Annotated in this window: 25 protein-coding genes; 12 read left to right on the forward strand and 13 right to left on the reverse strand. The window is 70.1% G+C overall.

Going from position 1 to position 23893, the window contains the following annotated elements; all coding sequences use genetic code 11:
• Positions 1-241: 241 nt before the first annotated feature.
• A complete protein-coding gene (locus tag ASG88_RS12980; protein WP_056887881.1) occupies positions 242-1069 on the reverse strand; it encodes a GIY-YIG nuclease family protein in 828 nt (275 codons plus the stop codon).
• A gap of 205 nt (positions 1070-1274) precedes the next feature.
• Here ASG88_RS12980 and ASG88_RS12985 point away from each other — a divergent pair, with 205 nt between their 5' ends.
• The 3 genes from ASG88_RS12985 (at position 1275) to ASG88_RS12995 (ending at position 4301) form a co-directional block, all read left to right on the forward strand.
• Positions 1275-1793: a DUF6998 domain-containing protein gene (locus tag ASG88_RS12985; RefSeq protein WP_056887882.1), complete on the forward strand. Its 519-nt coding sequence runs from the start codon at positions 1275-1277 to the stop codon at positions 1791-1793.
• Positions 1794-2370: 577 nt separating this feature from the next.
• Positions 2371-3096, forward strand: coding sequence for a hypothetical protein (locus ASG88_RS12990; protein ID WP_056887883.1), 726 nt, complete (start codon positions 2371-2373; stop codon positions 3094-3096).
• A gap of 332 nt (positions 3097-3428) precedes the next feature.
• Positions 3429-4301 carry a hypothetical protein gene (locus tag ASG88_RS12995; protein ID WP_157559725.1) on the forward strand — a complete coding sequence of 291 codons (873 nt, stop codon included), beginning with the start codon at positions 3429-3431 and terminating at the stop codon, positions 4299-4301.
• Between the two features lie 239 nt (positions 4302-4540).
• Here ASG88_RS12995 and ASG88_RS13000 read toward each other — a convergent pair whose 3' ends face one another.
• The 4 genes from ASG88_RS13000 to ASG88_RS13015 form a co-directional block, all read right to left on the reverse strand.
• Positions 4541-4966, reverse strand: coding sequence for a VOC family protein (locus tag ASG88_RS13000; protein WP_056887885.1), 426 nt, complete (start codon positions 4964-4966; stop codon positions 4541-4543).
• 200 nt (positions 4967-5166) lie between these two features.
• Positions 5167-5634 (reverse strand): SRPBCC domain-containing protein, encoded by a 468-nt coding sequence (locus ASG88_RS13005; protein ID WP_056887886.1) that lies wholly within the window; start codon positions 5632-5634, stop codon positions 5167-5169.
• Between the two features lie 69 nt (positions 5635-5703).
• Entirely contained in the window at positions 5704-6357 is a 654-nt protein-coding gene (locus ASG88_RS13010; RefSeq protein ID WP_056887887.1) for an FMN reductase, read from the reverse strand.
• Positions 6354-7511: an LLM class flavin-dependent oxidoreductase gene (locus ASG88_RS13015; protein WP_056887888.1), complete on the reverse strand. Its 1158-nt coding sequence runs from the start codon at positions 7509-7511 to the stop codon at positions 6354-6356. Before ASG88_RS13015 ends, ASG88_RS13010 begins: the two co-directional genes overlap by 4 nt.
• A 130-nt stretch (positions 7512-7641) precedes the next feature.
• On the opposite strand from ASG88_RS13015, the gene ASG88_RS13020 reads away from it, so the two are divergent.
• The 7 genes from ASG88_RS13020 (at position 7642) to ASG88_RS13050 (ending at position 14472) form a co-directional block, all read left to right on the forward strand.
• Positions 7642-7932 (forward strand): metal-sensitive transcriptional regulator, encoded by a 291-nt coding sequence (locus ASG88_RS13020; protein ID WP_056887889.1) that lies wholly within the window; start codon positions 7642-7644, stop codon positions 7930-7932.
• Between the two features lie 10 nt (positions 7933-7942).
• Complete coding sequence (locus ASG88_RS13025) at positions 7943-8152, forward strand: heavy-metal-associated domain-containing protein (protein WP_056887890.1); 210 nt, start codon at positions 7943-7945, stop codon at positions 8150-8152.
• Positions 8149-9066 (forward strand): hypothetical protein, encoded by a 918-nt coding sequence (locus tag ASG88_RS13030; protein WP_056887891.1) that lies wholly within the window; start codon positions 8149-8151, stop codon positions 9064-9066. Before ASG88_RS13025 ends, ASG88_RS13030 begins: the two co-directional genes overlap by 4 nt.
• The gene (locus tag ASG88_RS13035; protein WP_056887892.1) at positions 9056-11374 is read left to right on the forward strand and encodes a heavy metal translocating P-type ATPase; all 2319 of its coding nucleotides are present in this window, start codon (positions 9056-9058) and stop codon (positions 11372-11374) included. The genes ASG88_RS13030 and ASG88_RS13035 overlap by 11 nt, the downstream gene beginning before the upstream one ends.
• Before the next feature lie 83 nt (positions 11375-11457).
• Complete coding sequence (locus tag ASG88_RS13040) at positions 11458-12450, forward strand: tripartite tricarboxylate transporter substrate-binding protein (RefSeq protein WP_056887893.1); 993 nt, start codon at positions 11458-11460, stop codon at positions 12448-12450.
• Positions 12447-12971 (forward strand): tripartite tricarboxylate transporter TctB family protein, encoded by a 525-nt coding sequence (locus tag ASG88_RS13045; RefSeq protein ID WP_082600404.1) that lies wholly within the window; start codon positions 12447-12449, stop codon positions 12969-12971. The genes ASG88_RS13040 and ASG88_RS13045 overlap by 4 nt, the downstream gene beginning before the upstream one ends.
• Position 12972: 1 nt before the next feature.
• Positions 12973-14472 carry a tripartite tricarboxylate transporter permease gene (locus tag ASG88_RS13050; RefSeq protein WP_056887894.1) on the forward strand — a complete coding sequence of 500 codons (1500 nt, stop codon included), beginning with the start codon at positions 12973-12975 and terminating at the stop codon, positions 14470-14472.
• On the opposite strand, the gene ASG88_RS13055 is transcribed toward ASG88_RS13050, so the two are convergent.
• The 3 genes from ASG88_RS13055 to ASG88_RS13065 form a co-directional block, all read right to left on the reverse strand.
• Positions 14453-15178 (reverse strand): response regulator, encoded by a 726-nt coding sequence (locus ASG88_RS13055; RefSeq protein WP_056887895.1) that lies wholly within the window; start codon positions 15176-15178, stop codon positions 14453-14455. The two genes, ASG88_RS13050 and ASG88_RS13055, sit on opposite strands and share 20 nt — an antisense overlap.
• On the reverse strand, positions 15175-16815 hold the full coding sequence (locus ASG88_RS13060; protein WP_157559726.1) for a sensor histidine kinase: 1641 nt from the start codon (positions 16813-16815) through the stop codon (positions 15175-15177). The genes ASG88_RS13055 and ASG88_RS13060 overlap by 4 nt, the downstream gene beginning before the upstream one ends.
• 65 nt (positions 16816-16880) lie before the next feature.
• The gene (locus ASG88_RS13065; protein WP_082600406.1) at positions 16881-18287 is read right to left on the reverse strand and encodes an alpha/beta hydrolase family protein; all 1407 of its coding nucleotides are present in this window, start codon (positions 18285-18287) and stop codon (positions 16881-16883) included.
• Positions 18288-18481: 194 nt separating this feature from the next.
• Here ASG88_RS13065 and ASG88_RS13070 point away from each other — a divergent pair, with 194 nt between their 5' ends.
• The gene (locus tag ASG88_RS13070; RefSeq protein ID WP_056887896.1) at positions 18482-19204 is read left to right on the forward strand and encodes an EcsC family protein; all 723 of its coding nucleotides are present in this window, start codon (positions 18482-18484) and stop codon (positions 19202-19204) included.
• Between the two features lie 25 nt (positions 19205-19229).
• Here ASG88_RS13070 and ASG88_RS13075 read toward each other — a convergent pair whose 3' ends face one another.
• Genes ASG88_RS13075 through ASG88_RS13085 form a run of 3 tightly spaced genes read right to left on the reverse strand, consistent with a single transcriptional unit; the run spans position 19230 to position 20633 of the window.
• A complete protein-coding gene (locus tag ASG88_RS13075; RefSeq protein ID WP_056887897.1) occupies positions 19230-19667 on the reverse strand; it encodes a hypothetical protein in 438 nt (145 codons plus the stop codon).
• On the reverse strand, positions 19654-20010 hold the full coding sequence (locus ASG88_RS13080; RefSeq protein ID WP_056887898.1) for a hypothetical protein: 357 nt from the start codon (positions 20008-20010) through the stop codon (positions 19654-19656). The genes ASG88_RS13075 and ASG88_RS13080 overlap by 14 nt, the downstream gene beginning before the upstream one ends.
• Positions 20011-20039: 29 nt before the next feature.
• Positions 20040-20633 carry a maleylpyruvate isomerase family mycothiol-dependent enzyme gene (locus ASG88_RS13085; RefSeq protein WP_082600409.1) on the reverse strand — a complete coding sequence of 198 codons (594 nt, stop codon included), beginning with the start codon at positions 20631-20633 and terminating at the stop codon, positions 20040-20042.
• 76 nt (positions 20634-20709) lie between these two features.
• Between ASG88_RS13085 and ASG88_RS13090 the strand changes: the two genes are divergently transcribed.
• Positions 20710-21183, forward strand: coding sequence for a MarR family winged helix-turn-helix transcriptional regulator (locus ASG88_RS13090; RefSeq protein WP_056887899.1), 474 nt, complete (start codon positions 20710-20712; stop codon positions 21181-21183).
• Here the strand turns inward: ASG88_RS13090 and ASG88_RS13095 are convergent.
• Positions 21169-22128, reverse strand: a complete 960-nt coding sequence (locus ASG88_RS13095) for a TIGR03885 family FMN-dependent LLM class oxidoreductase (protein WP_056887900.1) — start codon at positions 22126-22128, stop codon at positions 21169-21171. The genes ASG88_RS13090 and ASG88_RS13095 overlap by 15 nt on opposite strands.
• A 58-nt stretch (positions 22129-22186) precedes the next feature.
• The gene (locus ASG88_RS13100) at positions 22187-23881 is read right to left on the reverse strand and encodes an alpha-amylase family protein (protein ID WP_056887901.1); all 1695 of its coding nucleotides are present in this window, start codon (positions 23879-23881) and stop codon (positions 22187-22189) included.
• Positions 23882-23893 lie beyond the last annotated feature (12 nt).

Below are 23893 nucleotides of genomic sequence, written 5' to 3' on the forward strand. Positions count from 1 at the left end.
CAGCATCCGCACCACCACCGACCAGACCGAGTCCTAGACTCGGCAACACCGCTCACTTTTCAAGCGCCGGGAACGACCAGCTTTGGAGCGCCGTCGACACCGGTCAATTGTTGGCAGTCCGGCCCTCGCGAGTGTCGAGATGGCCCGGCTGCCCGGCTTGCCCCGGCAGGGGGAGCGACGGTCACCAACTAAGGGGCGGTGGAACATGGTGCGTTGCAGGCGGACGAACAGAGGGCGGGAGTTAGTTCCTGTTGTGGCCTAGCGAACGCGCGTGAAGTACTTCCTTCCAATACGACTCCCGCTCAAGGACGTGGGCGTCGTCGGTGCGCATCGACCAAAACTCCAGCAACGCGAACTTCATGTTCGCTCGGAAGTAGTCCTCGCCCTTCTCAACCAGGAACTCCTGTAGTCCGACATTGTTCCCGTGAAGGGTCGAGGTGTACGTACTCCAGCGCTGCCAGATGCCGGTATCTCCGTAGGCGGATCCCACGTACCTTGCGCCGGTCGTCTGGTCGTGGATCACGTAGACGCCCTTCATGTGCTCCAGGGCTATGCGCCAGTCTGGCCGTTGCTGGGCGACGATGATCTGAAGGTCCGCGAGTGTGTGGTTGATGCGGTCATGGCCCGGGAAGGGGTCCCCGACGAACGCCTCTTCGAGGATGGAGGACACGGTCATCTCCCCAAGGCACGATTCCATCGTCCGCCGCCGCTGACGCCCGGCGAGATGCAGCCTCACATAGAGACGTCGCACGAAGGGTCCCATCAAGTCCTCGCGCAGAACGACGTCGTAGGAGTGGGCCCTGGGCTCAAGACGCTGGCCGATCACTTCCCACGTGCCACCGAAGAGCCACAGAGTCGGGTCGTGTCGATCCTGAGCCAGCGAGAAGACGAACTGACGGTTGAAGTCGTTCTTGTCGCCTCTCCACGAGTTCCAGCGCTGCCACTCGGCGGGGTCGTTGGCCAAGACGTCGATGGGATAGTTCTCACCGTTGAAGACGGCGCAATGCAGCTTGCAGGTGCTCGGATCGAAGTCCGTGGGCAGAAGGGAGGCAAGTGCAATCGGCTCCATCGTCGGAGCCTAAGTGGAAGAGGATGAGTTGTCCCGGTGCGGTCCTTCTGGCGCTTGACCGGGCCCAACCTCCGATATCCGCGTCCGAGAGGCACGCAGAGGCGACACCGTGCGCTTGCGTTCGAGCGTGCCGGGCTGCGGCGGACAGACGCTGACTACGCCAAGCTTGTGCCCCTGCTGCCAGCCGAACGGGCATCATCAGACCATGTTTGAGAAACCGGATCGTCCCGAATGTCGGCTGGTCGACCACAAGGAGCGAACAACTCGGACGGCTGTCCTGGTGGAGCAGTTGCATGCCGTCGTCGAGGAGCTCGAGGCGATGCATCCCGGCAGGAAGTTCCCACTGGACGGTCACCTCGTGGGCTCCATCGGCGAGGCCGCCGCAGAGGCAATGTTCGACGTGGAGTTGGTTCCCGCGTCGTCTGCCGGGCACGACGCCATCGCCGGGGATGGACGCCAAGTCGAGATCAAGGCGACCTACGGTTCCAGCGGTGTAGCGATACGCCAGACCTCACACACCGCCGCAGCAGCACTCATCGTCTTGAAGCTATCGAGGACTTCTGGCGTAGAGCACGAAGTGGTCTTCAACGGGCCCTTGGCAACCGCGTTCCAAGCGGCCGGGACCTTCGGAACTAACGGCCAAGCCCGCATGGGCTTGAGTCGACTGAGAGTCCTTGACCAGACCATTCGCCTCAAGGATCGGGTTCCGCGACGCAGGCCCTGAAACGACCGATCGACCCACTAAGTTGGTGGCGTCAGCGACCCGGGCGCGCTAGCCTGCCGACATCAACGGAGACACACATGCTCCGAACCGGGCAGAGCGGTTTAACCGTGAACTCATCGTGCCGGGCTGGACTTAACCAGTTGAGCACGCGACTTGAGGAACGTCGCGATGCTCCGTTGTTCGAAGAAGCAGTACTCCAGTCAGTGGTCTGCGGAACGCGTCCTTCACGCCATCCGATTCGAAAGCCAAGGCCGTGACCGAAAGCTGCCCACCGGCTCGTACTGGTGCAGCGAGTGCCGGTCGTGGCACCTGACCTCGAAGTCACGGAGCCGGCCAGCTCCTTGGGCGCGCCGACCCGCGGGATGACCTGAGCGAGTTGCGTGTGCACTCACGTCGAGAGGTACACGCCTGCAGACGGCGAATGGACGCAGTCATCGAGGTAGATCCGACGATGCATCAGTCCTTGTGGCATAGACAAAGACATGCCGTCCACCCTTGGTGCGCTTTGATACTAAGAAGAGATGACAGATGCCCTGATCCCCTGCGCGGTGCGCGAGGCGCTGCCTAGGGTTCCAACATGCGCGCTGCTCTCTTCCTCCTCATCACGGTATTGTCGGCCACCTTCGTTCAGGCCCCCGCTCATGCCGATGTCGCGGCGACTATTCACGCGGATGTCCAGCAAGCCTTCGGCGGATGCGCCCGGTACGACTTCGAGTACGACCTGAATCTTCCCGCAGGCGCAACTGCTTGGGAGGCCGATGTCTTCGTCTACGAGTCGGATGAGGTCGACAGCATGTTCTACGAGATCAGGCATCCCCTCGATAGCACTCTGGGTGATGCGCCTGCCGGCTCACTAACTACGCAACGTATCTGTGACTGGGAGGAACCCGTGGGCCGCTACGCGGTCTCCGTGGAAGGTACTTACACCAGCGCCGCAGGCGAGGGTGTCATCGTCGGGACTGGCTACATCACGCTCAAGCCCGCCAGGACCCGCACATCAATTACCGCCTCCACCCGATCGCCTAAATTCAACCAACCCGTGCGAGTGACCGCCACCGTTCTGGTGAAGAAGGAGTACGGCTACGGCCCTGTCTGGGCTGTGGACGTCAAGGCTCAGCTCCGTGTGAGGGGCCGCTGGGTCGATGCGCCCAAGCTCGACCTCTTCACAGCTCGCAACGGGCGCGACAACTTCTTCCTCCGCTGGAACATCCACCGGCCCATCACCCTGCGCTTCCTTGTGACAAAGCAAGACATGTACGCGAAGTCTGTCTCCAAGCCGATCACGATCGATGCGCGTGGGTAACGACGGTTAGGGCGATGATTGCGGGGCTGTCCAGCTGAACCTTGCGTGCATTGGCGGCGGAAAGACGCTCCCCCGAAGACCTCGACCCGGTACTTCCTGCACGCAGGTTGCATCAACATGCTGGATCCTTCGATGATGGGGTTTGAGGGACGCTTGCACACCGTCCGACCTGACCTCTCAAAAACCGCAAGCACTGCTGCGGAGGCCCGCGAGAGTGTCCGGGTCCCTGAGCGTGCCCGTCTCATCAGGACACCGTGCCGATTTGCGAGCGTCCCGGTGAGACGAGACCCACCGTGCCGGCGCTCCGATTCTGTCGGAGATACCCTCGGCCGGTGACAAACCAGGTCAAGACGCGGCGAAGGCCACGCTTCGAACTTCGGCGCATGCTGTTGGGCGCGGCGCTGGAGATCTTCTTCAAAGCGTGGGGAGCCGCCGCGGCCATCGCTGTCGCGTTCAGCGATGCTCAGACCTGGGCCGGAAAGATCCGCGAGGGACTCGCGGCGGTGCCGACCCTGACTGAGGAGTATCGGCGCACGCAGTACGTCGTGGAACACCGCGCGCAGATCGAGGACGCCATCGATCATCTCAACACCCAGACACCGCCGCAGGCGGAGATGGAGGCGTCGATCGAGCGGAGTCGGGAGACGCTTGACGAGCTGCAGATATTCGACGAACGCGTGGCGGAAGCAAGCGATCTTGACTACTTGAAGTTCTGGGCAAACATCGGCGACTTCCGTGACGCCTGGGAGGCGATCCCCGAAAGGGAATCGCTGCGACAGCTCATCGAGGTCACCGGGCCCGCCGTCGAGCAGGCCAGAGTCCTCGTGCCCACGTACTACGGAGGAATCCTCACACTGACGGACAACTTCTCCCGCGAGGAGCGAGGCTCAACGATCACCGCCATGGCCGTGCTCGTGGCCGTCATGTTTCTGCTCGGCCGAGCGGTCGCCTTCGCGGTCCGCCGCGGGAGGCCGGGGTTCATCGCCCAAGCGCTGCAGTGGCTGGGCGCACGCACCTTCCCCCGGTGGTACTCCCATAACGTGGCTTACGCCCTGAACAAGCCGCTCTACGCGCACGCACGAACACAGGTGCACCGCGAGCTCATGGCCGACCCTCACGCCGCACTCGACCCCGAGTCGTTCCGGGAGCTCGAGGACTACTTCGCCGAAAGGGGGAGGCCCAGACTTGACCTGCAGACCAAGTGAACGGCATCCGATCGACTTCGTGGCATGAAGGCGATTGCGGTCTCACCAGGACACTCGCAAGTCCCGCGAGGAGACTCCCGGGCTGCCTTGATGGCGGATAGCGCGTCGCATGGCGCGCGTGCCGGGAGGCGCTCCCCTCTATCGCAGCCGGGCATCGCAACGTGCCGAGGTTTGTGCTGAGGTTTGTGCTGAGGTCACACGCCCATTCTGAGCGGTTCGAGCGCCCACCCGCGGCGAGTTCAGCCTTGCTGCGCACCCGCGACGTTCACCATCCAGCCGATCCCGAACTTGTCGACCAGCATCCCGAACTCATCACCCCACGGCGCGGCCTCGAGCGGCTGGGGCACCTGACCACCCTCGGCGAGCCCGGCAAACCAGCCGCGCAGCGCGTCGGCATCCTCGGCCGGGCCGGACAGGCTGATCGACATGTTGTTGCCCATGGTCACCTGGGTCATCTCCGGCGGCGCGTCGGCGACCATCAGCGTGAAGCCGGCGGGCGTCTCGAGCTGGCCGTGCATCACCTGCGTGGCGAGCGGGCCCTCGGTGCCCATGTCGCCGAAGGTCATCACGTTGAGGTCGCCACCGAGGACCGACTGGTAGAACTCCAGGGCCTCGCGGGCCTTGCCGTCGAGGACGTTGACGTAGGGGTTGAGCAGGCTGGTCATGGCGCTCTCCTTGCCGACGATGTGGGGTCACCGACCAACCTACGAGTCGGTGACCCCACCGTCGACGGGAAGAACAGGGGATCCTCAGCGCACGAGGACGTTGAGCACCAGCGTCAGCAGCACCGAGAGCAGGACCGACACCAGGATCATCACCAGGCAGCCTGGGAGTCCCCCGACGGGCCGGATCCGCACTGGACTCATCAGGAGCCCGTGACCGCCTGGTCGAGGTTGGTCAGCGCGCTCTCCAGGTCCGCCTGCGAGACCAGCGGGAAGCTGATCTTGCTGAGCAGCTCCTGGTCGGTGACGTTGCTCCAGTCGTAGGTGTGCCGGACCTTGGTGGCCTCGGAACCCTCCGCCTCGAGCTCCCACACCCACTGCCAGCCGGGGGGCTCCTGGCCGGCGGGGGCCGTCTGCCAGGCGAGGAGCTGGTTGGGCGAGTAGCCAGTGACCGTGTTGTCGGTCTGGTAGTCGCCACCCATGTGGTCGCCGGTCATGTCCATGGTGAACACGTCGCCGACCTGCTGGATGCGGTTGGAGCCCACGTCACCCTTCACGAAGCCCGACCCGTCGATCTGCGCGTGCCGCTCGGGGTTGCTCAGCACGTCGAAGACGGCGGCGGTCGGGGCCTGGATGGTGCGCTCCACGGTGATCTTCTTGTCGTCAGTCATTCCTCGACCATGTCTCGCACAGGGACCCCGGACAACCGTCCGGGGTCCCTAGGGGTGATCAGCGAGTGGTCAGCCCGCGTGCCCGCGCAGCAGCTCGGCGAAGTCGGTCACCGGGCCCACGTCGGTGCCGGACGTGCGCGTCGTACGACGCCCGCCGGCGTCCGGGCCGAAGCCGGCGACGTGGTCGGTGCCCACGACGAGCCCGGCCAGCTCCCCGGCGGCGCGGGTGATCCGCGCCGCGAGGTCGGTGGTGCCGCCGAAGTCCTCGGTGGCGGCGAAGACGCCCGTCGGCACGACCACGGCCCGCAGGTAGGCGAAGAGCGGACGCATCGCGTGGTCGAGGACCAGCGAGTGCCGGGCGGTGCCGGCGGTCGCGGCGATGAGCACCGGCATGCCGTTGAGGGCGTCGGTGTCGAGGGCGTCGAAGAACATCTTGAAGAGCCCGCTGTAGGACGCCGTGAACACTGGCGTCACCGCGATCATCCCGTCGGCCGACGACACCAGGTCGCGGACCTCGGAGAGGCGCGCGGTGGGCACGCCTCCGCTCGTCATGTACGACGCGAGGTCACCCGCCAGCTCGCGCAGCTCGACGTATTCGAGGCGCACGGCCTCACCGCGCGCGCCGACCTGGGCGCTGACGGCGTCGGCGACCTGGTCGGCGAGCAGCCGGGTGGACGAGGGGACGCTGAGGCCGGCGGTGATGACGACCACGGTGCGGGTCATGCAGTGGCTCCTTCGGGGCTGGTCGAGGTGGCGGCCTCCAGCGTCGCGCGGGCGGGCTCGACGAGGTGGTGCGGGGCGTCGGGCCCGGCGGCGACGAGGGAGGTGTGGGTGGGCGGGTCGCTCGGCACGTGGGCCGGGCGGCGGCGGTCGAACTCGGCGCGCAGCACGGGCACGACGTCGCGGCCGAGGATCTCGAGCTGCTCAAGCACGACCTCGATCGGCAGGCCGGCGTGGTCGATGAGGAACAGCTGGCGCTGGTAGTCACCGGCGTAGTCGGCGAACCCGAGGGTGCGCTCGATGACCTGCTCGGGGGTGCCGACGGTCAGCGGCGTCATCGTGGAGAAGTCCTCCAGCGAGGGGCCGTGGCCGTAGACGGGGGCGTTGTCGAAGTAGGGCCGGAACTGGCGCTTGGCCTCGGCCTCCGTCGTACCCATGAAGACCTGGCCGCCGAGCCCGACGATCGCCTGGTCGGCGCTGCCGTGGCCGTAGTGCTCGAAGCGCTGCCGGTAGAGGCGCACCATCTGCTCGGTGTGCTCCTTGTTCCAGAAGATGTGGTTGTGGAAGAACCCGTCGCCGTAGTAGGCCGCCTGCTCGGCGATCTCGGTGCTGCGGATCGAGCCGTGCCACACGAACGGCGGCGTGCCGTCGAGCGGGGCCGGGGTGCTCGTGTAGCCCTGCAGCGGGGTGCGGAACTGGCCCTGCCAGTTGACGACCGGCTCGCGCCAGAGCCGGCGCAGCAGGTGGTAGTTCTCGATCGCGAGCTTGATGCCGTCGCGGATGTCCTTGCCGAACCACGGGTAGACCGGGCCGGTGTTGCCGCGGCCCATCATCAGGTCGATGCGGCCACCGGAGAGGTGCTGGAGCATCGCGTAGTCCTCGGCGATCTTGACCGGGTCGTTGGTCGTGATCAGCGTCGTGGACGTGGAGAGGAGCAGCTTGTCGGTCTTGGCGGCGATGAAGCCCAGGTGGGTCGTCGGGCTGCTCGGCACGAAGGGCGGGTTGTGGTGCTCACCGGTCGCGAAGACGTCGAGCCCGACCTCCTCGGCCTTGAGCGCGATGCGGGTCATCGACTCGATGCGCTCGGCCTCGCTCGGGGTGCGTCCCGTCGTCGGGTCGGGCGTCACGTCGCCGACGCTGAAGATGCCGAACTGCATGACTGCCTCCTGGTGCTCCTGCTCCAACCGATCTGATTGAAGATTGTACGACATGTAACGGCGGGTGTCCGCCGGATATTCCAGGCGACCTGCCTTGCCTACCCATACCCCCTAGGGGTAGGTTCGAGGCATGGAACACAGCTATGTCGCGCACGGCACCAAGGACAAGCACCTCCAGCGTCTCAAGCGCATCGAGGGCCAGGTCCGCGGGCTGCACCGGATGGTCGACGAGGAGCAGTACTGCATCGACATCCTCACCCAGGTCTCCGCCGTCACCCGCGCCCTCCAGTCCCTGTCCCTGGCCCTGCTCGACGAGCACATGGAGCACTGCGTCGTCGAGGCCGTCCGCGAGGGCGGCGACGAGCAGCAGGCCAAGCTCAAGGAAGCCAGCGCGGCCATCGCGCGGCTCGTGAAGTCCTGAGGAGGACCCCATGACCACCGACACCCAGACCTTCACCGTGACCGGCATGACCTGCGGCCACTGCGTCGCCAGCGTCACCGAGGAGATCAGCGAGATCCCCGGCGTCGAGTCCGTGGACGTCGTCCTCGACTCGGGCGCCGTCACCGTCACGAGCAGCCAGCCCCTCGAGCAGCAGGCCGTCCGTGCCGCCGTCGAGGAAGCCGGCTACCAGCTCGCGTGACAAGCACCGCGGCGCGGGTGGCGCTCTTCGTCACCGCGCTCGCCCTCGTCTTCGGTACGGCGTGGGGCGCCGGCCGCCTCGTCGAGGACCGGGTCGGCCCGGTCGAGGTCGCCACCGACACCCACGCGGGCGACACGCACGACGACTCGGAGGAGCCCGCGGCCTCCACGGCCATGGCGACCGACGTCCCCGGCGGGCTCCAGGTCAGCGAGGCCGGCTACACCCTCGAGCTGCCCGCCAGCGGGCTGACCCCGGGGCGCACGACCCTGCGCTTCGCGGTGACCGGACCCGATGGCGCCGCCGTGACGGCGTACGACGAGGAGCACGATAAGGACCTGCACCTCATCGTCGTACGCCGCGACTTCTCCGGCTACCAGCACGTCCACCCGACGATGTCCGCCGACGGCACCTGGACCACCGACGTGGACCTGACGCCCGGAACGTGGCGGGTCTTCGCCGACTTCACCCCGACCGGAGGCCCGGCGCTGACGCTGGGCACCGACGTCGAGGTGGCCGGCCGCTACGCCCCGGCTCCCCACCCCGGCAACCGGACGACCGACACGGTCGACGGCTACACCGTGGACCTGGTGGGGGACCTCGACGAGGGAGCAGTGGCCGTCCGGGTCAGCCGCGACGGCGAGCCGGTGACCGACCTCGAGCCCTACCTCGGCGCCTACGGCCACCTGGTCGCGCTGCGCGAGGGCGACCTGGCCTACCTCCACGTCCACCCCGAGGATGGCGACGCTGGCCCGGAGGTCCCGTTCGCGGTCGAGGTGCCCAGCACGGGCGGCTACCGGCTGTTCTTCGACTTCCAGCACGAGGGCGTGGTCCGCACCGCGGAGCTCGCCGTCCGCAGCAACGGGCCGGACGCGCCCGCCGACGAGCACGGGGAGGAGGAGTCCGATGGCCACTGACGTGGAGCTCGCGATCACCGGCATGACCTGCGCCTCGTGCGCCAACCGCATCGAGCGCAAGCTCAACAAGCTCGACGGGGTCACCGCCACCGTCAACTACTCGACCGAGAAGGCCAAGGTCTCCTACCCGACCTCGGTCAGCACCGACGACCTGCTGCGCACCGTCGAGCAGGCCGGGTACGCCGCCGCGCTGCCGCCGCCTCCCGGCGCGACCGCCGCGGTCGAGGACGCCCCCGAGCGGGACCCGCTGCGCGACCGGCTCGTCATCAGCGCCCTGCTGAGCGTGCCCGTGGTGGCGCTGGCGATGGTGCCGTCGTGGCAGTTCGACTACTGGCAGTGGCTCTCGCTCACCCTGGCCGCCCCCGTGGTGGTGTGGGGCGCCTGGCCTTTCCACCGGGCCGCGTGGACCAACCTGCGCCACGGCGCGACCACCATGGACACCCTCGTCTCGGTCGGCGTGCTCGCCGCCTTCGGCTGGTCGCTCTACGCCCTCTTCCTCGGCACGGCCGGGACGACGGGCATGACCCACCCGTTCGAGCTGACCGTGGACCGCACCGACGGCGCCGCCAACATCTACCTCGAGGCCGCCGCCGGGGTGACGACCTTCATCCTGGCCGGGCGGTGGCTCGAGTCGCGGGCCAAGCGCCAGTCGGGTGCCGCGCTGCGCGCCCTCATGGAGCTCGGCGCCAAGGAGGTCGCGGTGCTGCGCGACGGCACCGAGACCCGCATCCCCATCGAGCAGCTCGCCGTGGGTGACCACTTCGTCGTACGCCCGGGTGAGGCCGTCGCCACCGACGGCGAGGTCACCGAGGGCAGCTCGGCGATCGACCGCAGCATGCTGACCGGCGAGTCCGTCCCGGTCGAGGTCGGGCCGGGCGACACCGTCGGCGGCGCGACCGTCAACGCCGGCGGACGCCTCGTCGTCCGAGCCACCCGGGTCGGCTCCGACACCCAGCTCGCGCAGATGGCCCGCCTCGTCGAGGACGCCCAGAACGGCAAGGCCCAGGTGCAGCGTCTCGCGGACCGCATCTCGGGGATCTTCGTCCCGATCGTGATCGGCCTGGCCGTGGCCACCCTCGGCTTCTGGCTCGGCTCGGGTGCCGGGGCGACGGCGGCGTTCACCGCCGCGGTGGCGGTGCTGATCATCGCGTGCCCGTGCGCCCTGGGGCTCGCGACGCCGACCGCGCTGATGGTCGGCACCGGCCGGGGCGCCCAGCTCGGCATCCTGATCAAGGGCCCGGAGGTCCTCGAGTCCACCCGCCGCGTCGACACCGTCGTGCTCGACAAGACCGGCACCGTCACCACCGGCGAGATGACCGTCCACGCCGTCGTGGCCGCGCCCGGGGTCGACGAGCAGGAGCTGCTCCGCCTCGTCGGGGCGCTGGAGCAGGCCTCCGAGCACCCGATCGCGCGCGCCGTCGCGGCGTACGCCGGGTCCGACGCGACCGTCACCGACTTCGTCGCCACCGGCGGGGTCGGGGTCACCGGCACCGTCGACGGGCGCGCGGTCTACGCCCGCCGTCCGCAGCTGGCGGCAGCCGACAGTCCCGAGGACGGTGCGGATGTCGTACGCCGCCAGTCGGCGCGCGACCCCGGGGCCGACCCCGGCGACGACCCGCTCCGGGCCACCGTCGACCGGGCCCACGCGGACGGCCGCACCCCGATCGAGGTCGGCTGGGACGGTCGCACCACCGGCATCGTCGTCGTCGGCGACACGGTCAAGGAGACCTCCCCGGAGGCGGTGCGGATGCTCCGCGACCTCGGCCTCACGCCGTACCTCCTCACCGGCGACAACGAGGCGGCCGCCCGCACGGTCGCGGACCGGGTCGGCATCGAGCACGTCATCGCCGACGTGCTGCCCGCCGACAAAGTGGACGTGGTCAAGCGCCTCCAGGACGAGGGCCGGGTCGTCGCGATGGTCGGCGACGGCGTCAACGACGCCGCCGCCCTCGCCCAGGCCGACCTCGGCCTCGCCATGGGCACCGGCACCGACGTGGCCATCGAGGCCAGCGACCTGACCCTGGTGCGCGGCGACCTGCGGGTCGCGGCCGACGCGATCCGGCTCTCCCGGCGGACGCTGGGCACCATCAAGGGCAACCTGTTCTGGGCGTTCGCCTACAACGTGGCGGCCATCCCGGTCGCCGCGGCCGGGCTGCTCAACCCGATGCTCGCCGGGGCGGCGATGGCCTTCTCCAGCGTCTTCGTGGTGACCAACAGCCTGAGACTGCGGGGTTCCGCTCGGCCGTGCGCTGAGTCCGCGAGCACCGCGCGGGCGGTGCGCCTCACCCCCAGGGGCACCCGCCTGTGAACACAAGGTGCACAACGTCGACCGCCGGGCACGGCGGCTCCATGGTGTGACGTGAGCCACATCCCCCTGAACAAGGAGCCGTCATGACCAGGCGCACCCCTCTCGCTGCACTCGCCGTACTCGCGGTGACGTCCCTCGCCGCCTGCGGCGGCGGCGACGCCGACCCCGCCGCCTATCCCGAGGACGACATCACCATCGTCGTTCCCTTCGCCGCCGGAGGGCCCACCGACACGGTGACCCGCCTGATCGCCGAGCCGATGGCCGAGGAGCTCGGCCAGCAGATCGTCGTGCAGAACGTCGAGGGTGCCGGCGGCACCGTCGCTGCCGGCCAGGTGGCCGACGAGGACCCGGACGGCTACCAGGTGCTGATGCACCACATCGGCATGTCCACGGCGCCGGCCCTCTACCCCGACCTGGAGTACAGCCCGCTGGAGGACTTCAAGACCATCGGCCTGGTCACCGAGGTGCCGATGACGATCGTGGCGCGCAAGGACTTCGAGCCGGAGACGCTCGAGGAGCTCGTGACCTACGTGGGGGAGAACGCCGACACCGTCACGCTGGCCAACGCCGGCGTCGGCGCCGCGTCCCAGCTCTGCGGACTCCTCATCGAGGAGGCCGTCGGCGTCGACCTGACCGAGGTGCCCTACGACGGCACCGGTCCGGCGCTGACCGACCTCGTCGGCGGCCAGGTCGACTTCATGTGTGACCAGACCACCAACACCACGGGGCAGATCCTGTCCGGTGACATCAAGGGCTACGCCGTGACCACGCCCGAGCCGGTCGAGGCGCTGCCCGACCTGCCCACCACGGCCGAGGCCGGGCTGCCGGAGGTCGAGGTCAGCGTGTGGCACGGCCTCTACGTCCCGGCCGACACCCCGGACGAGGTCGTCGAGAAGCTCACCGACGCCCTGGCGGTCGCGCTGACCGACCAGAACGTCATCGACCAGATGGCCGACCTGGGCACCACCCCGGTGGCCGAGGACCAGGCGACGCCGGATGCCCACACGGCCAAGCTCGAGGAGCAGATCGACAGCTGGACGCCGATCATCGAGGAAGCCGGGGTCACCGGCGAATGAGCAGCACCCCTGCGGCGCCCGGCGACCACGCCGGGCGCCTCGGCGGGGGCCGGTCCGGGCCGTCCCTCCCCGACCTGATGGCGGGCGCCACCTTCGTCGTCCTCGGTCTCGCGTTCGCCATCGGCGGCGCGAGGTACGACGTGGGCTCAGCGCTGCGGATGGGCTCCGGCTACGTCCCGCTGATGCTCGGGTCCATCCTGACCCTGCTGGGGCTGATCATCGTGGCCGCGTCGTTCCGCGGCGTCGACCCGACGGTGGCCAACGCCGACCGTGGCCCGATCCCGTGGCAGCGCATGGGCCTGATCGTGGGGGCGATCCTGTTCTTCGGCTTCACCGTGGGGGGACTGGGGCTCGGCCCCAGCCTGCTGGTGACGACCTTCCTGGCGGCCCTGGCCGGCCACGGCACCCGACCCGGCCGGGCTGCGGTGATCGCGATCGGTCTCACGGCGCTGTGCCTGGGGGTCTTCGTCGGCCTGCTCCAGCTGCGCCTGCCCATCCTCGGCGAGTGGCTGGGGGGCTGACGTGGACGGCATCCTGCTGGGACTGGAGACCGCCCTCCAGCCCTCCAACATCCTCATCTGCCTGCTCGGCGTCACCCTCGGCACCGCCGTGGGCGTGCTCCCCGGCATCGGCCCGACGGCGACGGTGGCCCTGCTGCTGCCGATCACCTTCGAGTTCGACCCCGTCGCCTCGCTGATCATGCTGGCCGGCATCTACTACGGCGCCCAGTACGGCGGCTCGACCACGGCCATCCTGCTCAACCTGCCCGGCGAGTCCTCCGCGGTCGTGACCGCCCTCGACGGGCACCAGATGGCCAAGCAGGGTCGGGCGGGGCCAGCCCTGGCCACGGCCGCACTCGGCTCGTTCTTCGCCGGCACGGTGGCCACCGTGCTGGTGGCGCTCTTCGCGCCACCACTCGCCGCCGTGGCCCTCGAGTTCGGGCCGGCGGACTACTTCGCCATCGTGGTCCTCGGCCTGCTCGCCTCGATCGCGCTGGCCAGCGGGTCGGCGATCAAGGCGCTCGCGATGATCGTGCTCGGGCTGCTGCTCGGCACCATCGGGCAGGACCAGTTCACCGGCGTCCCGCGCTTCACGTTCGGGGTCCGCGAGCTCTACGGCGGGCTGGACTTCGTGTCCCTGGCCGTCGGCCTCTTCGGCGTGGCCGAGATCATCCGCAACCTCGAGCACCGGATCAACCCGAGCATCGTGACCAAGAAGGTCGACGGCCTGTGGCTCACCAAGGAGGACTTCCGGCGCATCCGGATGCCCGTCCTGCGGGGCACCACGATGGGCTCCTTGCTCGGGGTGCTGCCCGGCGGCGGCCACGTCCTGGCCAGCTTCACGTCGTACTCACTGGAGAAGCGGATCTCCAAGAACCCGCAGGAGTTCGGCAAGGGGGCCATCGAGGGCGTGGCGGCGCCGGAGTCGGCCAACAACGCGGCCGCGCAGACCTCGTTCATCCCGCTGCTCACCCTGGGACTGCCGGCCCACCCGGTGATGGCGCTGCTGGTGGGCGCCTTCATCATCCAGGGCATCACCCCCGGTCCCAACGTCATCAACGACGAGCCGGAGCTCTTCTGGGGGCTGATCGCGTCGTTCTGGATCGGCAACCTGCTGCTGATCATGCTCAACCTGCCGCTGATCGGGCTCTGGGTGCGGATGCTGAGCGTGCCCTACAGCGTGCTCTTCCCGGCGATCATCGCCTTCGCCTCGATCGGCTGCTACTCCCTGGGCCTCAACTCCTGGGACGTCTTCGCCGTCGCTGTGGCCGGCGTGCTCGGCTACTTCCTCATCCGCTGGGGCTGCGAGGCGGCGCCGCTGCTGCTCGGCTTCGTCCTCGGGCCGCTCCTGGAGGAGAACCTGCGCCGGGCGATGATCATCTCGCGGGGAGACCCGTCGGTGTTCGTCACCCGGCCGATCTCGGCGACGCTGCTGGCGCTCGCGCTCATCATCGTGATCGCCGCGCTGCTGCCCTCGGTCCGCCAGAAGCGTGAGGTCGTCTTCAGCGGCGAGGACGACTGACCCCGCCACCAGCACCATCGGCGGCGGTGTGCTGCCAGCGGTACTCCACCTCTGGCCGCCCACCGCCGCCGTAGCGCAGTGATCGGACCGCGAGCCCCACGTCCGCGAGGTGCTCGAGGTAGCGCCGGGCCGTGACCCGGGAGCTGTCGAGGCGCTCGGCCAGCTCACGGGCCGACAGCACCCCCGGCGGCGTACGCAGCTCGGCCATCGTCTCCTGCAGCCGCTCGGCGGTGAGCCCCTTGGGCAGCACCCCGGCGACACTGGTCACCCGCAGGGAGCCGAGCATCCGGTCCACCTCGTCCTGGAGCACCTCCGACGGGGCGTCGACCAGCTGGCGGCGGTACTCGGCGTACTGCTCGAGCTTGGAGCGGAACATCGGGAACGTGAACGGCTTGATGAGGTAGAGCGCCACCCCGTGCGCCACCGCGCGCCTGACCATGTCGGCGTCGCGGGCCGACGTGACCGCGATGACGTCGCACAGGTCGCCGCCGGCGCGCAGGTTGCGCAGCAGCCCGAGGCCGTGGCCGTCGGGTAGGTACATGTCGAGCAGGACCAGGTCGACCTCCAGCTCGCCGAGCAGCCGCGAGGCCTCGGAGGCGGAGTGGGCGATGCCCACCACCTCGAAGCCGTCGACGCGGCGGGTGTACTCCGCGTGCGCCTCGGCCACCAGGGGCTCGTCCTCGACGACGAGGACCCGGACGGTCACGACGCGCTCCCGAGGACGACGGTGAGCTCGGCCCCGCCCAGGGGCGAGCGGCCGATGGTGACGCTGCCGCCGAGGCGGCGGGCGACCTGCGAGACGAGGGCCAGCCCCACCCCGCTGCCGTCCCCGGTGTCGGCCTTGGTGGTCCAGCCGCGCTCGAGCGCGTGGGCCGCCTCCTCGGCCGTGAGCCCGGGGCCGCTGTCGCCGACCACGAGCCGGACGTGCCGCTCGGCCCCCTCCAGGTGGACCACGATGCGCCGGTCGGTACGCCCCGCCACGGCGTCGAGGGCGTTGTCGACCAGGTTGCCGAGCACGGTCACGAGGTCGCGCGTGGAGATCTCCGACTCCCCGGCGGCCAGGTCGCCCGCGGGCAGCTCGCCGGTGACCGTGAGCTGGACGCCGCGCTCGGAGGCCTCCGCCGTCTTGCCGAGCAGCAGCGCCGCGACGACCGGCTCCTCGACGGCCCCGACCACCTGGTCGGTGAGCATCTGGGCGACCTGCAGCTCGCCGGTGACGAACTCGACGGCCTGCTCGGGGCGGCCCATCTCGATGAGGGACACCACCGTGTGGAGGCGGTTGGCCGCCTCGTGGGTCTGCGCGCGCAGCGACTCGGTGAGGCCGCGGACGACGTCCAGCTCGCCGGTGAGCGCCTGGAGCTCGGTGTGGTCGCGCAACGTCACCACGGCACCCACCTCGCGGCCCTCCCACAGCGCGGTGCTGGTGCTGGCCACCAGGACGTGGTCGCCGGTCACGTAGACCTCGTCGGCGCCCCGGGCGCCGGAGGCGGCCTCCACGAGAGCGGGCGGCAGGCCGAGCTCGCTCAGCGAGCGTCCGACGACGTCGTCGGGCAGGCGGAGCAGCCGGCGGGCCTCGTCGTTGACCAGCTGGACCCGACCGTCGAGGTCGATGAGCAGCAGGCCCTCGCGGACGGCGTGCAGGACGGCGCGGTAGTACTCGTACATCCGGGTGATCTCCCGCTCTCCCAGCCCGTGGGTCTGCCGCCGCAGCCGGTGGCTGATGAACCACGCGCCGCAGATGCCGACCAGCAGCACCGCGAGCGCGGCCACCACGATGTCCCAGAACTCGTCGACCAGCAGGTCGTCGAGCTGGCGCAAGGTGATGCCGACCGAGACCATGGCGACCACGTCCTCGGCCGCGGCCCCGGCCGCGGCCCCGGCCGCAGCACCGACGCCGGTACCGGCGAAGACCGGCACGATCGACCGGATGGACGGCCCCAGCGTCCCGACGTACTCCTCGGTGTAGACCTCGCCCTCGGGCGCCCCACCCAGGTTGCCGATGAAGGCCTGGCCGAGCAGCTCGGGGTTGGGGTGGGAGAAGCGGGTGCGGTCGGGCGCCATCACCACCACGAAGTCGACGCCGGTGTCCACGCGGACCGCCTCGGCGAACGGCTGGATCAGCTCCGACGGGTCGCCCGTGTCCATCGCCTGGTGGACGACCGGCGACCGGGCCACCGCCTGCGCGACCGAGACCGCCTCGTCGCGGGCGCTGGCCCGGATGTCGGAGCGGGCGTCGTACGTCGCCAGGGCGAGCGCCGTGACGACCAGGACCAGCACTGCGACCAGCTGCAGCACCAGGACCTGGCGCGCCACGGAGCGCTCATGGCCGACCCGCTTCAGCACGGCGACATCGTAGGTGGTGCTGTGAGGCGGGTCACTGGCTCATCCGATCACACGGGGGCCGCGGGTCACGGAGCGATGCCGATCGACGGACGGTGCGACCAGGCCCGCTCCTGGGCCGCGGTGAGGGCCGGCCAGCGCAGGCCACCGGGGCGGGGCTCGACGCGCGAGGCGTAGCTGTCGGGCGTGAAGGCCGGGTCGAGGAAGCAGCCGGCGCCGTAGCGGGCGTCGTACGACGGGCAGGTCGCCGCGATGTCCGCGGGCGTGGGCCGCGTCCCGGTCTCCACCCAGTCGGCGAGCGCGCCCATCACCGACGCGTAGCCGGAGTCGCTGAGCGAGCTGTGCTCGGACTCCTTGCTGAAGGCCTGGACGAGCAGGTCGTCGGTGCCGGCCCCCTCGCGGGTCTCGCGGTAGGCCGACTCGTGCTCGACGAACGCCGTCGGGTCCTCGATGGCGTGCAGGGTGACCGTCGGGACGTCCACCGCGCCGGTGAGGTCGCTGTCCCACGACAGGTCGCGGCGCGCGGACGGGTCGGCGGCGAAGCGCTCGACGCCGGCGTTGAGGGCCTTGTCGTCGTGGCTGCCGGAGTAGCGGATCCCCTGGTTGGAGAACGGGTTCCGGCCGCCGAGCCGGGCGTGCACGATGTCGCGGAAGGTGAAGGTCGCGAACCGCAGGTGCGACTCGATGGTGCGCTCCGGGATGCCGGTGACGGCCAGGATGTCGTCGAGGTTGCGCTGCTGGAGCTCGGTGCGGGATGCCGGGTCGGACTGGAGGCCGGTGCACTCCTGGAGCCGGGCGCGCAGGCCGGCGGACGTCATCGTCGAGCCCTCGCGGAGCCCCATCCACAGCGGGTACTGCGGCTCGGTCGGGCGGGGGTGGTTGCCGCAGTAGTACTGGTAGACCACGCGCAGGTCGACCCGGTAGTCGTAACCACGCGACCCGCCGGCCAGCACGCCGTTGGTGAGCAGCGCGCCGTCGTACGACGTGGGGTGGACCTCGACGAGCTTGGCCGCGACGTCGCCTCCCCACGACTGCCCGTGCGCGTAGGTGCGGTCCGGCTCGCCGACCTCCTCGACGAAGATCCGGCGGGCACTCTCGGTGTCGGCGACGGCCATCCGGGTGCCGTAGCCGCCGCGGCGGTAGGCCGAGCCCACCCAGGCGTAGCCCTCGCGCACCATCACCGACCACCGGTCGAGGTCCTCGACGCTGCGGGCCGGGTCCGACTCCTCGGCCAGGTCGGGACCGCCGTGGGCGTGCACGACGAGGTCGCCGTTCCACTCTTCCGGGACGGCGATCGTGTAGTAGGCACCGTTGTCGTCCTGCCCGCCCCAGCAGGTCGCCAGCTCGGCGACCGCAGGCGGGCAGGCGACCGGGGTGGGCGAGGCCGCGGCGCTCGCGGGTGGGGCGAGCAGTCCGGCGAGGACGACGAGCGCCCCCGCGGGGACGAGCCGGGCGGGACGGGACAGGTGTCGCATGTGAGCCTCCAGGAGGTGGGCGCCCGAGTGCGCCCGGGAGGCCGACGCTAGGGCCGTGTGACCTGCGTCTCACTCTTGTGTTCGTAGTGTTCCCCGCCACCCGACGGCTGTCCCTGCGGGTGAGCCCGGGTGGCGGCCCGGGTGACAGGATCGCCATCGATCACCAGCGACATCAGCCACACAGAGGAGTGACCATGGGCCTGTACGACATGTTCGTGCCCCGACCCCACCAGGTCGAGGAGACCCGTTCGGCGCTCGAGGCGGCGCAGGACCCGACGAAGGACAACGGCCCCATCCACCGCGTGGTCCGGATGCTCGTGGACATCGGGCTCGAGGGTCGTGGCCCGATCCGCTCCGCCGACCAGATCGCCGCCAAGGCGCTGCACAAGCAGGGCACGACGGACGAGGCGCTCGCGGCCGTGGCGCGCGGGGCGACGCTCGGCGGCGGGATCGGTGGCTTCGTCACCGGTGTCGGTGGCTTCGTCACGATGCCGATCGCACTGCCCGCCAACGTGCTCGAGTTCTACGTCCAGGCGACCCGGATGGTCGGCTCGATCGCCAGCCTCCGCGGCTATGACGTCACCGACGAGCGCGTCAAGACCGCCGTCCTGCTCACCCTCGTCGGCTCCGACGCCCACAAGGTGCTCCAGAAGGCCGGCATGAGCACCGGCGGCGGCCGGCTCGCCACCCTGGCCACCCGCGGCCTGCCGCCGGCGGCCCTGATGGTGGTCAACAAGGCCGTCGGCTTCCACCTCATGCGGGGCCTCGGCCTCAAGGCGCTCGGTCGGCTCGGCCGGGGTGTTCCGATCGTGGGTGGCTTCATCGGCGCCGGGGTCGACGCCTGGATGATGAAGCGGATCGCCGACCACGCCATGAAGGAGTTCCCGCAGGTCTCGGGCTCCGGCGCGACCGCCTGACGGCTCGCCGGCTCACGGCCGCCCGTCAGCTGCGCGGGCGGGTGTGCACGAGCCAGGCGATGCCGAGGAAGGGCAGCACCAGCGGGAGGAAGCCGTAGCCCTGGCCGTAGGCCGACCACACGGTCGCGTCGGGGAAGAGCTCCGGGTCGAGCACGGTGAGGGTGCCGACCGTGAGGACACCGACGAGCTCGAAGCCGACGGCCGCCCACGCCATGGCCCGGGGACGCGGGCCGACCTCGGCGAGGCCCAGGGTCGCGAGCACGTAGACCACCGCGGCGAGCGCCGACAGCGTGTAGGCCAGCGGCGCCTCGGAGGCCTTGGTGAGCAGCTGGACGAGGCTGCGCGCGGTCGCGGCCAGCGCGAAGACGGCGTACGTCGCGACGAGGACGCGCCCGAGCCCGGTCGACGTCGAGCCCCGCCCGCGCCTGCCCCGCGCGGGGGTCCGGGCGTCAGGCTGCGGCATGGATCTGCACCAGGCGCAGGACGAGGAAGGCGACGGTGAGCAGGGCGACGATCAGCACCGACGTGGCGCCGCGACTGCGCTCCCCCAGCGACCAGAGCAGACCGAGCGGCAGGATCACGAGCACGGCCAGCAGGTAGCCGACAAAGGTGATGCCGGGGTCATCGCTGCCGCCGATGAGCTGGGCGATGCCGACGACCGCCTGGACGACCAGTCCGGCCTCGAGGAGCGCGAGCAGCGCCACGAGCACCCGGTCGGGGCTGCGGTCCAGGGCGACGTAGACACCGGTGACGAGCGCGAGGACGAGCGCGGCCACGATGAGGACCGTCTGGAGCGGATCGATCACCGGCCCAGTCTGTCAGGGCACCGGAGGGGTCAGACCGCCGCGTCGGCCGTCGGGCGGCCGGTGCACAACATCAGCAGCTCGGTCATCGGGGCGCGCAGCTCGGGGCCGGTGCCGCGGACCCAGTCGGTGTCGGTGGCCACCATGCGGTGCTCGGAGAAGAGGTGGCGGGTGCCGAAGAGGAGGGCGAGGGTGCGCACCCGGTCGGCGGCGACGGCCGCCGCCTCGGGCGGTGCCGCCACGGTGCGACCGAGCGGACGCACGATGTCCTGCGTGTGGACGATCGCGTCGATGAGCGGCTCGACGTGGGTCACGGTGAGCGGCCCCTTGCGGACCTCGGCCCACTCGTCGTACTGCGCGAGGATGTCGGCCACCGGCACGCTCCCCCGGCGCTGCCCGTCGCGCAGGATCATCCCGTTGTAGCCGCGCCACATGCCGCCCATGACCTTGACCGTGTCTACCAGGCCCAGCTGCGGGCCGGCGATGACGTGGCCGGCGACGTCGCGCACCCGCCAGCCCGCACACAGTGACGGCTGGTCCCACTCCTCGGGGGTGAGGTCGCGGAGCACGTCGCGCAGGGCGAGCCGCTGGTCGATGGTGTGCTGCCAGACCTCGTCGCGCTCCATGACACTCTCCAGACCGTCAGTCTCCCTGACCACTTTATGGTCAGATAGACTGACGATGTTTGTCAAGGAGGAACCCATGGCCCAACCGCACCCGGCGGTGCTGATGTTCGTCTCGCAGCGGCACGTGGAGAGGCAGGTGCTCGAGCACCTGTGGGAGCGCGGGTACGACGACATCACCATCGCGCAGGGCCGCGTCGCGGCCCGCCTCGGTGAACGCGGCTCCCGGCTCACCGAGCTGGCCGAGGCCGCCCAGGTGACCAAGCAGACCGCCGGCTACCTCGTCGACCAGCTCGAGCGCGCCGGGTACGTCGAGCGGCGACCGGACCCGACCGACGCCCGGGCCCGGCTCGTCTGCCTCAGCGACCGGGGCCGGGCCGTGCAGCGGGAGGCCCGCACCGTCGAGCGCCGCATCGCGCGCGAGTGGTCGGCCCACCTCGGTGCGGAGCGCTACGACGAGCTCCGCACCATGCTGGCGGAGCTGCGCGAGATCACCGACCCGTGGTGGGACGGCCCGGCGGGCCGGGCTACGGAGGCCTCAGCCCCCCAGTGAGGGAAGGACCTCCGCGGCGAAGGAGTCGATGAACGGCGCCTGCTCCTTGCCGACGAAGTGGAGGTAGATGTCGTCGAAGCCGAGCTCCGCGTACTCCGCCAGCCACTCCCGGTGCCGGCCGAGGTCGGCCGAGACCCGGACGTGCTCGCGCACGGCCTGGGGACTGACGTGCTCACCCATCAGGTCGAATGCCTCGACGAGCTCGGTGTCCCAGTTGACGGGCTCGCTGAAGATGTTGGTGCGCCACTGGTCGTGGGCGACCGACTCGGCCTCGTCCTCGGTGGGCGCCCAGGACAGGTGCACCTGGATGGCCGCACGCCCCCGACCCCCCGCGTCCCGGTAGGCGGCCAGCAGGTCCCGCAGGACGTCGACGGGCTGGTTGATGGTCACGATGCCGTCGGCCCAGGCCGCCACGCGTCCCGCGGAGGGCACCGAGACGGCCGGGCCGATGAGGAGCGGCCGCTGCTCCGGGACCTCCCATAGCCGGGCCCGGTCCACGGTGACCAGCCCGCGGTGGGTCACCTCCTCCCCGTCGAGCATGCGACCGATGACCTCGACGCACTCCTCGAGCCGCCGGGTGCGCTGCTCCTTGTCGGGCCAGCGCTCCCCCGTGACGTGCTCGTTGGACGCCTCGCCGCTGCCCAGCGCCACCCAGAACCGACCGGGGAACATCTGGGCCAGGGTGGCGATCCGCTGCGCGTGCACGGCCGGGTGGTAGCGCTGCCCGGGCGCCGACACGCATCCGAACGCGAGGTCCGTGGTGGCCAGGGCCGCTCCCAGCCAGGACCAGGCGTAGCCGGAGTGACCGTGCCGGCTGCTCCACGGGGAGAAGTGGTCCGAGCACATCGCCATGTCGAACCCGGCCCTCTCCGCGTGCTGGACGTCGGTGAGGAGCTGGCGTGGCGAGACCTGCTCGTGGGAGGCGTGGAAGCCGATGCGGGTCACGGGAACCTCTCTGTCGTCGATGTCCGGCGGGTCTGCCGGGGTCGGGTCAGTGGTCGGGTCAGTGGTCGATGCGGCGGTCGCCCTCCAGCACGACCCGCCACCACACGAAGCCGTACGCCGGGAGCGTGAGGGTGATCCGGCCCCTGGGCCCGGTCTGCGTGCGCTGCGCCGGACCGGTGCTCAGCAGGTCGACGAGGTCGGTGCCTCGCGTGAGGCCGGGCACCTCGACCGTGACCTCGACCGGCTCGTCGGCGAAGTTGTGGATGGCCACCAGGGACCAGTCGTCCTTGCGGCAGACGTGCGCCAGCACCCGGTGGTCGGGCTGGTCGAGCACCTCGGCCTCCGACCACCCGATCTCGGGCGACTGGCGGTAGCGGGAGATGAGGCGCTGGATGAACGACCACAAGGAGTCCGGGTCGTTGCGCTGCTGGGCCACGTTGACCTGCGCGGGACCGTAGGTCCCCTCGGTGACCGGACGCACGACCGAGCGCCGGCTCGCGGTCGAGAAGCCCCCGTCGTCGCTGGCCTGCCACTGCATGGGCGTGCGCACCGCCAGCCGACCCGGTACGTCGAGGTTCTCCCCCATCCCGATCTCCTCGCCGTAGAAGAGGACCGGTGTGCCGGGCAGCGAGAACATCAGCGAGTAGGCCATCCGGATGCGCCGCTGGTCGCCGCCGAGCATGGGCGGGAGCCGTCGCCGCAGGCCGCGGTCGAAGAGCTGCACGTCCGGGTCCGGGCCGAAGGCGTCGAAGACCTCCTGGCGCTCGGCCTTGCTCAGCTTGTCGAGGGTGAGCTCGTCGTGGTTGCGCAGGAAGTTGGCCCACTGGCTGCCGGTGTCGATGACGGGACGGTCCCGCAGCGCCTTGACCAGGGGCCGGACGTCTCCCCGGGCCAGGGAGAGGTAGATGGCCTGCATCCCGATGAAGTCGAACTGCATCGACAGCTCGTCGGCGTCGCCGCTGCCGAAGAAGTCGGCCATGTCGGCGTACGGCACGTTGACCTCCCCGAGGAACATCGCCGACTCCTTGCGACGATCGGCGAAGGCCTTGAGGCGCCGCAGGTAGTCGTGGGGGTCGAAGTCGGGGAACCTCCGCTCCCTCTTGGGCAGCGGGTCCGCGGTGAACAGGAACGGCACCGCGTCGATCCGGAATCCGTCGACCCCGAGCTGGAGCCAATAGCCCATCGTGCGCATGACCTCCTCGCGCACGTCCGGGTTGGCGAGGTTGAGGTCGGGCTGGGTCTTGTAGAAGTTGTGGAGGTACCACTGCCCCGAGGCCGGGTCCTGGTCCCAGATGGCGTCCTCCTGGTCGGGGAAGACGACCTGCTTGCTCGTGTCGGGCGGGGTCGAGGAGCGCCAGACGTACCAGTCCCGGTGCGGCGAGTCCTCGCTGCGTATCGCGTCCTTCCACCACGGGTGCCGGTCCGAGGTGTGGTTCATGACGAAGTCGATGATCACCCGGATCCCTCGTGAGTGACAGGTGCGCACCAGCTCGACGAAGTCACCGGCGCTGCCCAGCCGGGGGTCGACGCCGTAGAAGTCGGTGATGTCGTAGCCGTCGTCGCGATCGGCCGTCGGGTAGAACGGCATCAGCCACAGACACGTGACGCCCAGGTCGGCCAGGTAGTCGACCCGGTGGACCATCCCGCGCAGGTCGCCGTGCCCGTCACCGTCGAGGTCGAGGAACGTCTGGACGTCCGCGCAGTAGAGGACGGCGGTCTTCCACCACAGGTCTGCGGTGTCGGTGATGTTCACCGGGTCTCCTCG

This window comes from Nocardioides sp. Soil777 (assembly GCF_001428425.1).
In the GTDB taxonomy this organism is placed as follows: domain Bacteria; phylum Actinomycetota; class Actinomycetes; order Propionibacteriales; family Nocardioidaceae; genus Nocardioides; species Nocardioides terrigena.

What these genes read in the sequence shown, in the direction of transcription:
- ASG88_RS13005 (WP_056887886.1), bottom strand. Translation starts at nt 5,634, where the DNA reads ATGACTGACGACAAGAAGATCACCGTGGAGCGCACCATCCAGGCCCCG.
- ASG88_RS13020 (WP_056887889.1), top strand. Translation starts at nt 7,642, where the DNA reads ATGGAACACAGCTATGTCGCGCACGGCACCAAGGACAAGCACCTCCAG.
- ASG88_RS13085 (WP_082600409.1), bottom strand. Translation starts at nt 20,633, where the DNA reads ATGGAGCGCGACGAGGTCTGGCAGCACACCATCGACCAGCGGCTCGCC.
- ASG88_RS13035 (WP_056887892.1), top strand. Translation starts at nt 9,056, where the DNA reads ATGGCCACTGACGTGGAGCTCGCGATCACCGGCATGACCTGCGCCTCG.
- ASG88_RS13040 (WP_056887893.1), top strand. Translation starts at nt 11,458, where the DNA reads ATGACCAGGCGCACCCCTCTCGCTGCACTCGCCGTACTCGCGGTGACG.
- ASG88_RS13010 (WP_056887887.1), bottom strand. Translation starts at nt 6,357, where the DNA reads ATGACCCGCACCGTGGTCGTCATCACCGCCGGCCTCAGCGTCCCCTCG.
- ASG88_RS12985 (WP_056887882.1), top strand. Translation starts at nt 1,275, where the DNA reads ATGTTTGAGAAACCGGATCGTCCCGAATGTCGGCTGGTCGACCACAAG.
- ASG88_RS13065 (WP_082600406.1), bottom strand. Translation starts at nt 18,287, where the DNA reads ATGCGACACCTGTCCCGTCCCGCCCGGCTCGTCCCCGCGGGGGCGCTC.
- ASG88_RS13000 (WP_056887885.1), bottom strand. Translation starts at nt 4,966, where the DNA reads ATGACCAGCCTGCTCAACCCCTACGTCAACGTCCTCGACGGCAAGGCC.
- ASG88_RS13070 (WP_056887896.1), top strand. Translation starts at nt 18,482, where the DNA reads ATGGGCCTGTACGACATGTTCGTGCCCCGACCCCACCAGGTCGAGGAG.
- ASG88_RS12990 (WP_056887883.1), top strand. Translation starts at nt 2,371, where the DNA reads ATGCGCGCTGCTCTCTTCCTCCTCATCACGGTATTGTCGGCCACCTTC.
- ASG88_RS12980 (WP_056887881.1), bottom strand. Translation starts at nt 1,069, where the DNA reads ATGGAGCCGATTGCACTTGCCTCCCTTCTGCCCACGGACTTCGATCCG.
- ASG88_RS13015 (WP_056887888.1), bottom strand. Translation starts at nt 7,511, where the DNA reads ATGCAGTTCGGCATCTTCAGCGTCGGCGACGTGACGCCCGACCCGACG.
- ASG88_RS13075 (WP_056887897.1), bottom strand. Translation starts at nt 19,667, where the DNA reads ATGCCGCAGCCTGACGCCCGGACCCCCGCGCGGGGCAGGCGCGGGCGG.
- ASG88_RS13090 (WP_056887899.1), top strand. Translation starts at nt 20,710, where the DNA reads ATGGCCCAACCGCACCCGGCGGTGCTGATGTTCGTCTCGCAGCGGCAC.
- ASG88_RS13025 (WP_056887890.1), top strand. Translation starts at nt 7,943, where the DNA reads ATGACCACCGACACCCAGACCTTCACCGTGACCGGCATGACCTGCGGC.
- ASG88_RS13045 (WP_082600404.1), top strand. Translation starts at nt 12,447, where the DNA reads ATGAGCAGCACCCCTGCGGCGCCCGGCGACCACGCCGGGCGCCTCGGC.